An 11,343-nucleotide genomic window follows, 5' to 3' on the forward strand; every position below is an offset into this window, starting at 1 on the left:
TGCGCAGCGTGAAGTACGGCCTCTACGGCGCCGTACTGGCCGGACTGGTCGGCGGCACCGTCGCCTGGACCAACGTCGACAAGACCGTCCAGCTCGTCGTCGACGGACAGCGCACCAGCGTGCACACCACCGCCAGCAGCGTGCGGGACGTCCTGAGCGCGGCCGGCTACCGCCCGGGGCCGCACGACATCCTGGCCCCCTCGGCCGACGCGACGGTGCACGACGGCAGCACCGTAGTGTTCAAGCGCGGGCGGCTGCTGCGCCTGAACGTCGACGGCAGCGTGCGCGACGTCTGGACGACCGCACCCACCGTCGCCGATGCGCTCAACCAGCTGGGCTACTCGACCCAGGACTTCACCTCGGTGTCCCGCTCGCGCCGGCTGCCGCTCGGCCCCACGGACATCGCGGTGCGCACCCCGAAGCTGATCACGGTCGTCCACGACGGGCGCACCGAGCAGGTGAGCACGACCGACGCCACCGTCGGGGAGCTGCTCGGCCAGCTGAGCGTGCCGGTCGGCGCCGACGACCTCGTCGTACCGGCGACCTCCGCCGCGCTCACCGAGAACGCCCGGATCGTCGTCAAACGCGTCGTCAGGCGCACCGTCACCCAGAGCCAGCCCCTGCCCTTCGCGACCGAGTCGACCAAGGACCCGAACCGGACCGCCGGCGACACGACGGTGGTAGTGCCGGGCAGGGACGGCCTCGCGCGGATCACCTACGCGGTGGTCTTCGTCGACGGCAAGCTGGCCGGGCGCACCAAGATCAAGGCCGTCGTCGTCCGGCCGCCCACGACCAAGGTCGTCAAGGTCGGCACCAAGGCGCCGCCGCGCGCACCGCACGTCGCCGCCGTCTCGCCCGGGTCGGCCCAGGCGATCGCCCAGAAGCTGGTCAAGGCCCGCGGCTGGAGCAGCACCCAGTTCGACTGCCTCGTCACGCTGTGGAACCACGAGAGCGGCTGGCGGGTGCACGCCGGCAACCCCTCCAGCGGCGCGTACGGCATCCCGCAGGCACTGCCCGGCTCGAAGATGGGGCCCGGCTGGCAGGACGACGCCACCGTCCAGATCACCTGGGGGCTGGGCTACATCGCGAACCGCTACGGCACCCCGTGCGGCGCCTGGTCGGTGTGGCAGGGCCAGGGCTGGTACTGACCCCTGCTGACAGACTGACGGCGTGAACTCGGCGCTGCTCGGTCCCGCGGACATCCGCGAGCTCGCCGCCGCGCTCGGGGTGCGGCCCACCAAGACGCTGGGGCAGAACTTCCTGCACGACGCGAACACGATCCGCCGCATCGTCCGCACCGCGGCCCTCGAACCGGCCGAGCCGGTGCTGGAGGTCGGCCCGGGGCTCGGGTCGCTGACGCTCGGCCTGCTCGAGGCGGGTCATCCGGTGACGGCGGTCGAGATCGACCCGGTGCTGGCCACCGCGCTGCCGGCGACAGTGGCGGCCCGGCTACCCGATGCGCCGCTGGCGGTGCTGACGGCCGATGCACTGCGGCTGCGCGACCTGCCCGGGCCGGCGCCCACCGCGCTGGTGGCGAACCTGCCGTACAACGTGGCGGTGCCGGTCGTGTTGCACCTGCTGGAGCGCGTACCGACGCTGCGGGCGGCGCTGGTGCTGGTGCAGGCCGAGGTCGCCGACCGGCTGGCCGCGCCACCCGGCTCGAAGGTCTACGGCGTGCCGAGCGTCAAGGCCGCCTGGTACGCCGCCGCGACCCGGGCCGGGGCGGTGTCGCGGACCGTCTTCTGGCCGGTGCCGAACGTGGACTCGGGGCTGGTGCGGCTGGTGCGGCGCCGCCCGCCGCAGACCACGGCGTCGCGGGCGCAGGTGTTCGCCGTGATCGACGCCGCGTTCGCGCAGCGCCGCAAGATGCTGCGCTCGGCGCTGGCGCCCTGGGCCGGCACGGCAGCCGCCGCCGAGACGATCCTGCGTGCGGCCGGCGTCGACCCCACGGCGCGCGGCGAGACCCTCGACGTCGCGGCCTTCGCCCGCGTCGCCGAGTTCGGCTAGCTTCGCCCGGCGAACAGGCTGGTGACGCTGCCGTCCTCGAAGACGGCCTTGATGGCCTGCGCGAGCAGCGGGGCGATGGACAGCACGGTCAGCTTGTCGAAGGTCTGCTCGGGGCGGATCGGCAGCGTATTCGTGACGATCACCTCGCTCACCGTGCTGTTCTTGAGCTCATCGGTCGCGGGCGGCGAGAACACGCCGTGCGTGGCCGCGATGACCACGTCGGTGGCGCCCTCGGCGAACAGCAGGTCGCCGGCCTTCTTGATCGAGCCGCCGGTGTCGATCATGTCGTCGATCAGCAGGCAGCAGCGGCCGGCGACCTCGCCCACGACCCGGTTCGCGACCACCTCGTTGGCCTTGTCGAAGCTGCGGCTCTTGTGCACGAAGGCGATGTCGCGCCCGCCCAGCGCGTCGGCCCACTGCTCGGCCATCCGGACCCGTCCGGTGTCCGGCGAGACGACCACGAGATCCTGCTCGCCGTACTTGCGCCGCACGTGCCCGGCCAGCAGCGGCAGCGCGAACAGGTGGTCGACCGGTCCGTCGAAGAAGCCCTGGATCTGCGCCGTGTGCAGGTCCACCGACATCAGCCGGTCGGCACCGGCGGTCTTGAACAGATCGGCGACCAGGCGCGCGGAGATCGGCTCGCGGCCGCGGTGCTTCTTGTCCTGCCGCGCGTACGGGTAGAACGGGGCGACCACGGTGATCCGCTTGGCCGACGCGCGCTTGAGCGAGTCGATCAGGATCAGCGTCTCCATCATCCACTGGTTGATGGGCGTGGTGAACGACTGGATCACGAACGAGTCCGAGCCGCGCACCGACTCGTCGGACTTGATGAACGTCTCGCCGTTCGCGAAGTCGCGTGCGGTCGTGGCGGTCACCGTGACGCCGATGTGCTCGGCGATCTCGTCGGCCAGCTGCGGGTACGCGCGGCCGGAGAAGAGCATCAGGCTCTTGCTGCCGGCAACCTGAAGCGTGCTCATTCGGTGGTCTCCTCAGGCTGGTCGTCGGCGTGCAGGGCCCGTTCGGCGGCCGCGGCGGACGGCGAGCCGGGACGCTTGCGCAGCACCCAGCCTGCCACGTTGCGTTGAGTGCCCCGCGCCACACCCATCGCCCCGGGCGGGACGTCCTGCGTGATGACCGAACCGGCCGCGGTGTACGCGCCGTCGCCGATCTCCCGAGGGGCGATGATCATCGTGTCCGAGCCGATCCGCACGTGGTCGCCGACGATGCTGCGGTGCTTGGCCACCCCGTCGTAGTTCACGAACACGGTCGCCGCGCCGACGTTGCTGTGCTCGCCGATCGTGGCGTCGCCGACGTAGGACAGGTGCGGCACCTTGCTACCGGTACCGATCTGGCTTCCCTTGACCTCGACGTAGGTGCCGATGTGCACGCCGTCGGCGAGCACCGTGCCCGGCCGCAGGTACGCGAAGGGTCCGGCGGTCACGTCCGCGCCGATCTGCGCGCCGATCGCGACGGTTCGGTCCAACCGGGTACCGGTGCCGACCCGCGTGTCGGTCAGGCTGGTCTGCGGGCCGATCACCGCGCCGGCGCCGACGTGGGTGCTGCCGTGCAGGTCCACCGAGGGCAACAGCGTCGCGTCGGCGTCCAGGGTCACGGTGGCGTCGACCCAGGTGGTGGCCGGGTCGACCACGCTCACGCCGGCGCGCATGTGCTGCTCGAGCAGCCGGTCGTTGTAGGTGCGATGCGCCGCGGCGAGCTGGACCCGGTCGTTCACCCCCGCGGTCTCGGCCGCGTCGGCGGTGACGGCGGCGACCCGGCGTCCGTCCGCCACGGCGATGCCGATGACGTCGGGCAGGTACTCCTCGCCCTGGGCGTTGTCGCTCGACAGCCGGCCCACCGCGTCGCGCAACAGCGTGTGATCGAACGCGTAGACGCCGGAGGCGATCTCGCCGACCGCGCGCTCGGCCTCGCTCGCGTCCTTGTGCTCGACGACCCGCTCGACCTCGCCTCCCGCGCCGCGCAGCACGCGCCCGTACCCGGACGGGTCGGCGAGCACGCTGGTCAGCATCGTGGCCGCGGCGCCGGCGCGGGCGTGCTCGGTCACCAGCCGGGTCAGCGTGCCGGAAGTGAGCAGCGGGGTGTCGCCGGGCAGCACGACCACGGTGCCCGCGGCCCCGGCCGGCACGGCCGCGAGCGCCAGGCGCACCGCGTGGCCGGTGCCGTTCTGGGCTTGCTGCACGACCACGACGGCGGCCGGCGCGATCTCGCCCAGGTGGGCGGTGACCTCCTCGCGCCGGTGACCGACGACGACCACGGTGTGCGCCGGGTCGAGCGGCCGCGCGGCCGCGATCACGTGCCCGAGCAGCGATCGCCCGGCGAACCCGTGCAGCACCTTGGGCCGTTCGGCGGACCTCATCCTGGTGCCCTCGCCGGCGGCGAGGACGATCACGGCGAGAACCTGTTCTGCGGCGTTCGTGGCGGGCGATTCGCTCACGCGGGCGGGCACCTTCCTGCGGCTGGGAATGCGGGACGTCAGGCTGGCTGGGGGACTCGGACTCGAACCGAGACTGCAAGGCTCCAAAGGCCTGCGGGCTGCCGATTACCCCATCCCCCAAGGAAGTGGAGTGCCCGGCCAGCCTACCGGCGTCAGCGCGCGCGTCACGTCGCGGCTTGGCGGTTACCTCACCGTAAGTTACGCTCGCGTAACCCGCGCTGAGGAGGCTGACGCCCGCCATGACCCTGCTCGACGACCGTCCCCCCGCCGCACCGAAACCGGTGTTCGAGGGGACCAAGAAGCGCGGCGAGCAGACCGCGCTGTACCTGTTCGTCATCGTGCCGTTCCTGGCCTTCCTCGCCGCGATCCCGGTCGCGTGGGGCTGGGGTCTGGGCTGGACGGACGTCGCGCTCTTCGTCGCCTTCTACGTCGTCAGCGGGCTGGGCATCACCGTCGGGTACCACCGGCTCTTCACGCACGGGTCGTTCAAGGCGAACCGGTCGCTGCGCATCGCGCTGGCGATCGCGGGCTCGCTGGCGATCGAGGGCCCGGTGATCCGCTGGGTCGCCGACCACCGCCGGCACCACGCCTACAGCGACCGCGAAGGCGACCCGCACTCGCCCTGGCGCTACGGCGAGACGCTACCTGCCCTGCTGAAGGGCCTCGGCTACGCGCACATCGGCTGGATGTTCGACGAGCTGCACACCAACCGCGAGAAGTACACGCCCGACCTGCTGGCCGACCGCGACATCGCCCGGGTGGACCGGCTGTTCCCGCTGTGGTTGGCGGGCTCGCTGCTCGGGCCGGTGCTGCTGGGCGGGCTGATCAGCTGGTCGTGGACCGGTGCGCTCTCGGCGTTCTTCTGGGCGTCACTGGTGCGGATCTTCCTGCTGCACCACGTCACGTGGTCGATCAACTCGATCTGCCACGCGATCGGGCAGCGGCCGTTCAACGCCCGCGACAAGAGCACCAACTTCTGGCCGCTCGCGATCCTGAGCTTCGGTGAGAGCTGGCACAACATGCACCACGCCGACCCGACTGCCGCCCGGCACGGGGTGCTGCGCGGGCAGCTGGACGAGTCGGCGCGGGTGATCTGGCTGTTCGAGAAGCTCGGCTGGGCGACGGACGTGCGCTGGCCCAAGCCCGAACGCCTGGCCAAGCTGAAGGCCTGACCGGCTCGTGACCTGGTCGATCGTCGCGCTGGACGCGGACACCGGCGCGTTCGGCGCGGTCGTGGCGACCCGGTTCCTGGCCGCTGCCGGCCTGTGCCTCGCTGTCGAGTCCGGCGTGGGTGCCGTGGCCACGCAGGCCACGATCAACCCGACGTACGGCCCGCGCGGGCTGCGGCTGCTGCGCGAGGGCCGCGCGCCGGACGAGGCGCTCGCCGAGCTCATCGCGCCCGACGGCGGTCGGGACCACCGGCAGGTCCAGCTGGTCGGGGTCGGGGGCCGGACCGCGGCCCACACCGGCCCGGCGTGCCACGACTGGTCGGGCCACCGTGCGGGCCAGGGTGTCGGCGTCGCGGGGAACCTGCTGGCCGGCCCGGAGGTCGTGCGCGCCACGCTCGCTGCGTACGAGAGCGCGGCGACGCAGCCGTTCGCGGACCGGCTGCTGGCGGCGATGCGTGCCGGGCAGCAGGCGGGCGGCGACGCGCGTGGGCAGCAGTCGGCGGGGATCGTGATCTACGGGACCGAGGACTATCCGGACCTGTCGCTGCGCGTCGACGACCATCCGGCGCCGCTCGAGGAACTGCGCCGCCTCTACGACCTGTGGCTGGTCGAGTTCGCCGCCGCGCGCAAGTACATGGCCACGCGCAGCGACCCGACCGGCGGGTACGACGACGCCGTCATCGAAGCCGAGGTGCAGCGCCGCATCGCCGATCCCCGCGCGCGAGTGTTCCCGGTCTGACGACCTGGGCCGGCTACCGGTCGAGCACGGCTGTGGCCGCCTCGACCGTGCGCTGCCAGATGCGGCTGCCAGGGTCGATGACGGTGAAGTGATCGCCGTCGTCCTCGATCAGTTCCACCTCGTCGCCGCCGGCCGCCGCGGCGCGCACGTAGCGCCGGCTCATCTCGCGCAGGTCGGGGCTGTCCGAGCGGCCGATCACGACCAGTTGCGGCACGCCGATGGGCACCCGCTCGATCGGTGACGCGGCGGCGTAGCGCTGCGGCAGCTGCTCCGGCGTGCCGCCGAGTGCCGCAGGCACGGCGCCGTTGCCCAGGTCACGGCGGTGCGTCTCGAGCAGGTCGACGAGGCCGGCCAGCTGCACCACCAGCGTCGGCCGCACGGCTCCGCCGTCCGCGGCGACCTGCACGGCCAGCTGGCCGCCGGCCGAGTGGCCGACGAGAGCGACCCGGTCGGCGTCGACCCCGAACCGTGCCGACAGCTCGCGCACGTGATCGAGCGCGGCCCGCACGTCGGTCAAGGTGGCGTCCCAACCGTGCCGGTCCGGCGGCCGGTACTCGACGTTCCAGCCGGCCATGCCTCGTTCGGCGACGTCGGCGGCCAGGGCGTCCATCAGGTCAAGCTGCCAGCGTGAGCGCCAGAACCCGCCGTGCAGCAGGACGACGATGCCGGCGGCGGACGGGCGGTCGGGCAGCCACAGGTCACCGAACTGATCCGGGCCGGGGCCGTAGCGCACCCGCTCGATCGGCCGGCGCGCGCGGTGGCAGATCGTCCGGAGCGCCCAGCGCACCCCGTCGATGCCGCGACCCTGGATGTGGGCCAGCAGGCCGGGCGAGGCGTCCGGCTCGCACAGCGTCAGATCCACGCGCAGCGTCCAGGGCACGACCTCGCGGGGCAGTGCGGCCAGGTGCGCAGTGTCCGGCGCGGTGACCACGATGAGCGGCACGCCGTCCTCGCGTGCGGCCCGCGCCGCATCGAGCACGCCGTCCGGGACGGAACCCCACCGCACCTCGACGGTCGTGCCCAACGCGCGTGCCTCGTCGGCGGCGAACTCCTCGAACAGTGCCTCATCGACCGGCTGCCGCTGGGCCAGGATCCGCACGTGCCTCACCGGCGATCCGGCCGGGGACGGCGCGGTCAAGCGCGCAGGCCGGTGCGGTCGTCGCGGACGACCTCGCCGCCCTTCATCACCCAGCGCAGTGACCGGAGCGCCGACACGTCCTGCGTCGGATCGGTGTCCATCGCGATCAGGTCGGCGTACTTGCCCGGTTCGACGGTGCCGAGCTGCTCGTCGGCGCCGAGCCAGCGGGCCGGCACGATCGTCGCCGCGCGCAACGCCTCGACCGGAGCCAGCCCGAACGCTGCCATGTGCTCGAGTTCGCGCACCGTGGCCGTGGTGCCTTCGGTCGGCTGGAACGGCGGCATGTCGCTGCCCAGCATCAGCTCGACGCCGGCGGCAAGCGCCAGTCGGTAGCTCTCGACGTGCCGCTCGCCCGCGCCGAGCGAGCGCTGCTGCATCCACTCCGGGACGCCGAGCGAGTCGAAGAAGTCCTTGCAGCGCGTGACGATCAGGGTCGGGACGAGGCTGGTGCCGTTCTCGGCCATCAGCTTCACGACCGGCTCGGTCAGCTGGTAGCCGTGCTCGACGCAGTCCAGGCCGAGCCGCACCGCCTGCTCGATGATCGGTGCCGGCCCGGCGTGCGCGGTGACCTTGCGGCCCCAGGCGTGCGCGGTCTCGATGACCGCGGCGATCTCGTCACCGGTGAGCTGCGGGGTGTCGATCGCCTCGTGCTCGCCGGCGATACCGCCGGAGATCATCACCTTGATCAGGTCGGCGCCCGCGCTGATCTGGGCACGCGTGCCGCGGCGGAACGCGTCGGCGCCGTCGCACTCGAGCGTGTCGCTGCCCTCGTGCCCGTGGCCGCCGGTGCAGACCAGCGCGCGGCCGGCGGTGAAGATGCGCGGCCCGCTCGTCCAGCCGGCGTCGATGGCCGCCCGGAGGGCGAACTCGGCGTGGGCCTTCTCGGCGACGCAGCGCACCGTGGTGACGCCCGAATGCAGCGTGCGGCGCGCCCCGGAGGCCATGTACAGCGCGAGCGAGTGGGGCGACATCCGGCTGACCGCATCGCCGCCGGGCCCGGGCAGCGACAACGACAGGTGCGTGTGCATGTTCAGCAGCCCGGCCATCACGTAGCCGCCGCCGAGGTCGACCTCGCGCGCGCTGTCCGGCGCCGCCGCCCGCACGCCGGCCTCCGGCCCGACGGCGAGGATCCGCCCGTCGCGCACCGCGACGGCGCCCGCGTACGGCCGGTCCTGCACGCCGTCGAAGACGTGGCAGTTGCGCACGATGGTGGTTGCCGATCCGGTCACGCTCGCTCCTGGCGGTCGATGGTCGGGGGTGTTCAGCGCTGTTCAATATAGACGAACGCTGTTCACCATAGCTATATTGACGGCGGATGGACCGTGCCGCCCAGTGTGCCGCGGTCGCGAGGCACGGACGAGGAGTACCGACGCGTGAGCGCAGCAGCCGACATGCTCGAGGTGGACGCGTTCTTGCAGACCCTGGACCAGACGCCGCCGAACGCGGTCACCGCCTGCCGGGGCTGGACGACGCACGAGTTGATCGCCCACCTTGCCTCCGGAGCCGACGCCTTCGCCGCCCAGGTCGAGGCGCATCTCGAGGGCCGCACCGTGCCGGAGTTCGGCGCGTGGGACGTCCGCGAACCGCCGTACCGCGCGATGGACGACGCGGTGCTGCGCCGCCGGCTGCAGGCCGGCGAGCGGCGGATGACGGCGGCGTTCGAGGCGATGCTCGCCGCCGACCCGCAGGTGGCCGTGCCCGAGGTGGGCTGGGGGCTGCCGGTGGCCGAACTGGTCACCCACATGCGGCAGGAGTTCGCGATCCACCGCTGGGACCTGGTCGGCGACGACGAGCTGGGGCTGGAACTGCTCGGCCGCCAGTACCTGACGGAGCACTCGGTGCGGCTGCTCGGCGATTCGCTGCTGGGCGGGCTGCGGCAGGACCCGGCGCCGAACGAGCCGTTGCGGGTGCGGATCCGGTGCGCGAGCCTGGCCGACCTCGTCGTCCGGGTCGGCGAGGGGACCGGTGCGTTGACGATGGAACCGCAGGACGAGTCGGCACACGTGGTGGAGACCGATCCGGCCGCGCGCCTGCTGCTGCTCTGGGGCCGCCGCCCGACCGATGCCGGCCGCGTCCGCAGCTCCCTCGCGCCCGAACAGCTGGCTCGGCTGCAGACCGTGCTGACCGGATACTGAGCGCGGTGAGCGACGCGCTGCACCCGTACGTCGAGTTCGTCTTCGACGCCGACCCGATCCTCGCCTCCGGGCAGGGTGACACGCGCGGCCGCACCCGGCTCGGCGACATCGAGCCGGAAGCCTTCGCGGCGCAGGACGAGACCCGCGCGCGGCTGCTCGCCGAGGCCGAGGCGGCCGCGCCCGCCGAGGCGGGCACCGTCGAGCGGCTCGAGCAGCAGGTGCTGCTGACCGAGTTGCGCACGACGTGTCACCGCAGTGAGACCGAGGCCACCTGGCGGCGCGCACCCTACTGGTACGCCGAGCGGCTCGGTGCGGCGATCGGCGCGCTGATGAGCTCGGACGGCGACCCGGACGCTGCCGAGGCGCTGCTCGCCCGGCTGCGCGCGATCCCGGGCTACTGCGCGCAGGCGCAACGCAACCTGTCGACCGACACGCCGCAGCTGTGGGCCGAACTGGGGCTCAGCAGTGCGCGCGGGCTGGAGCAGTTCCTCGGCCGCGCCGTGGCGGGATACGCGCAAACGCGGCCCGGCACGCTCGGTGACGAGATCGCCGCTGCCGCCACTGCCGCGGCACAGGCCGCAGCGGACTTCGCCGTGTTCGTCGCGGAACTCGCCGGCCGGGCCGCCGGGTCGTGGGCGTGCGGCCGCGAGCAGTTCGACTTCCTGCTTCGCACCTACCACCACCTGGATCTGGACGCCGCCGGGCTGGCCGAACTCGGTCGCGAACTGGTCGAGCGCGAACGCGCCGCACTGCAGCGGCTGGCCGCCGAGATCGACCCGGGCACCAGCTGGCAGGCGCAGATCGACCGGATCAAGGACTGGCATCCGCAGCCGCCGCAGTTCCTGCGGACGTACGAGGACGCGATGCGCCGAGCGCGCGAGCACACCCGCGAGCACGACCTGATCACGCTGCCCGAGGGCGAGGTGTGCGAGCTCGACTGGGTGCCGGAGTTCCGGCGCGACGGTTTGCCACTGGGCGAGATGTCGCCGAGCCCGCCGTTCGCCCCCGGTCTGCGCAGCGGTTTCCTGATCACGCCCGGCGACGACGGCGAGGACGCCGCACGGCGGCGTGAACACATGCGGGACAACTGCTTCGTGTTCGCGACCTCGATCGCGGGACACGAGACCTACCCCGGTCATCACGTGCAGTACGTGCACCACAAGCTCGGGACGCCGCGCGGGTCGATCCGGCGGTACTTCAGCACCCCGCAGTTCGTCGAGGGCTGGGGCCTGTACGTCGAGGACGTGCTCGAGCAGACCGGCTTCATGGCCGACGACCGGGTGCGGCTGTTCAAGCAGCGCAATGCCCTGTGGCGGGCGCTGCGCGTGGTCGTCGACGTCGGCCTGCACACCGGCACGACCAGCCTGCCGGCGGCCACCGAACTGATGCAGCGCGAGGCGGGCATGGATCCGCACCTGGCCGCCGGCGAGGTGCGCCGGTATGCCCGGCACGACAACCCGACGTACCCGTCCTCGTACGCGCTCGGCCGCGACCTGATCCACCGGCTCCGGGCAGAGCACGAACGGGCGCGGGGCAGCGCGTTCACGTTGCGCACCTTCCACGACTGGCTGCTGTCCTTCGGCTCGCCGCCCGTCCCGCTGCTCGCGCAGCTGCATCTCGGTTGACGCGGCCCGCTCGCTGCGTTTAGTGTCACCGAACGTTGTTCGTCAACACTGAATCTGCGGCCAGCCCGCATTGGCCCG

The 11,343-nt window shown here is 72.7% G+C and carries 10 protein-coding genes and 1 tRNA gene; 6 read left to right on the forward strand and 5 right to left on the reverse strand.

Translation table 11 applies throughout. The features are described 5' to 3' along the window. Positions 1-8: 8 nt before the first annotated feature. Together M6B22_RS15040 and rsmA are read left to right on the forward strand one after the other, a co-directional pair. Positions 9-1,148, forward strand: a complete 1,140-nt coding sequence (locus tag M6B22_RS15040) for an aggregation-promoting factor C-terminal-like domain-containing protein (protein ID WP_269442377.1) — start codon at positions 9-11, stop codon at positions 1,146-1,148. A gap of 22 nt (positions 1,149-1,170) precedes the next feature. Beyond that, positions 1,171-2,007: a 16S rRNA (adenine(1518)-N(6)/adenine(1519)-N(6))-dimethyltransferase RsmA gene (gene rsmA / locus M6B22_RS15045; RefSeq protein WP_269442378.1), complete on the forward strand. Its 837-nt coding sequence runs from the start codon at positions 1,171-1,173 to the stop codon at positions 2,005-2,007. On the opposite strand, the gene M6B22_RS15050 is transcribed toward rsmA, so the two are convergent. The 3 genes from M6B22_RS15050 to M6B22_RS15060 all read right to left on the reverse strand — a co-directional run bounded on the left by M6B22_RS15050 (position 2,004) and on the right by M6B22_RS15060 (position 4,579). Further along, positions 2,004-2,984, reverse strand: coding sequence for a ribose-phosphate diphosphokinase (locus tag M6B22_RS15050; protein ID WP_269442379.1), 981 nt, complete (start codon positions 2,982-2,984; stop codon positions 2,004-2,006). The two genes, rsmA and M6B22_RS15050, sit on opposite strands and share 4 nt — an antisense overlap. Next, positions 2,981-4,381 (reverse strand): bifunctional UDP-N-acetylglucosamine diphosphorylase/glucosamine-1-phosphate N-acetyltransferase GlmU, encoded by a 1,401-nt coding sequence (gene glmU / locus M6B22_RS15055; RefSeq protein WP_407935714.1) that lies wholly within the window; start codon positions 4,379-4,381, stop codon positions 2,981-2,983. The genes M6B22_RS15050 and glmU overlap by 4 nt, the downstream gene beginning before the upstream one ends. A 122-nt stretch (positions 4,382-4,503) precedes the next feature. Next, positions 4,504-4,579, reverse strand: a tRNA-Gln gene (locus M6B22_RS15060). Positions 4,580-4,698: 119 nt separating this feature from the next. On the opposite strand from M6B22_RS15060, the gene M6B22_RS15065 reads away from it, so the two are divergent. Continuing rightward, complete coding sequence (locus M6B22_RS15065; protein ID WP_269442381.1) at positions 4,699-5,631, forward strand: acyl-CoA desaturase; 933 nt, start codon at positions 4,699-4,701, stop codon at positions 5,629-5,631. 7 nt (positions 5,632-5,638) lie between these two features. Then, positions 5,639-6,367: a DUF1028 domain-containing protein gene (locus M6B22_RS15070; RefSeq protein ID WP_269442382.1), complete on the forward strand. Its 729-nt coding sequence runs from the start codon at positions 5,639-5,641 to the stop codon at positions 6,365-6,367. A gap of 13 nt (positions 6,368-6,380) precedes the next feature. Here the strand turns inward: M6B22_RS15070 and M6B22_RS15075 are convergent, their stop codons facing one another. After that, complete coding sequence (locus tag M6B22_RS15075) at positions 6,381-7,475, reverse strand: alpha/beta hydrolase (RefSeq protein WP_269442383.1); 1,095 nt, start codon at positions 7,473-7,475, stop codon at positions 6,381-6,383. A 26-nt stretch (positions 7,476-7,501) separates the two neighbouring features. Continuing rightward, positions 7,502-8,734, reverse strand: coding sequence for an amidohydrolase family protein (locus M6B22_RS15080; RefSeq protein WP_269442384.1), 1,233 nt, complete (start codon positions 8,732-8,734; stop codon positions 7,502-7,504). Between the two features lie 144 nt (positions 8,735-8,878). Between M6B22_RS15080 and M6B22_RS15085 the strand changes: the two genes are divergently transcribed. Next, entirely contained in the window at positions 8,879-9,640 is a 762-nt protein-coding gene (locus tag M6B22_RS15085) for a maleylpyruvate isomerase N-terminal domain-containing protein (RefSeq protein ID WP_269442385.1), read from the forward strand. Positions 9,641-9,645: 5 nt separating this feature from the next. After that, positions 9,646-11,265 carry a DUF885 domain-containing protein gene (locus M6B22_RS15090; RefSeq protein WP_269442386.1) on the forward strand — a complete coding sequence of 540 codons (1,620 nt, stop codon included), beginning with the start codon at positions 9,646-9,648 and terminating at the stop codon, positions 11,263-11,265. Positions 11,266-11,343 lie beyond the last annotated feature (78 nt).

Source organism: Jatrophihabitans cynanchi, from assembly GCF_027247405.1.
In the GTDB taxonomy this organism is placed as follows: Bacteria; Actinomycetota; Actinomycetes; order Mycobacteriales; family Jatrophihabitantaceae; genus Jatrophihabitans_B; species Jatrophihabitans_B cynanchi.

Coding starts and splice junctions, on each gene's coding strand:
- glmU (WP_407935714.1), bottom strand. CDS start 4,381: ATGAGGTCCGCCGAACGGCCCAAGGTGCTGCACGGGTTCGCCGGGCGA.
- M6B22_RS15065 (WP_269442381.1), top strand. CDS start 4,699: ATGACCCTGCTCGACGACCGTCCCCCCGCCGCACCGAAACCGGTGTTC.
- M6B22_RS15050 (WP_269442379.1), bottom strand. CDS start 2,984: ATGAGCACGCTTCAGGTTGCCGGCAGCAAGAGCCTGATGCTCTTCTCC.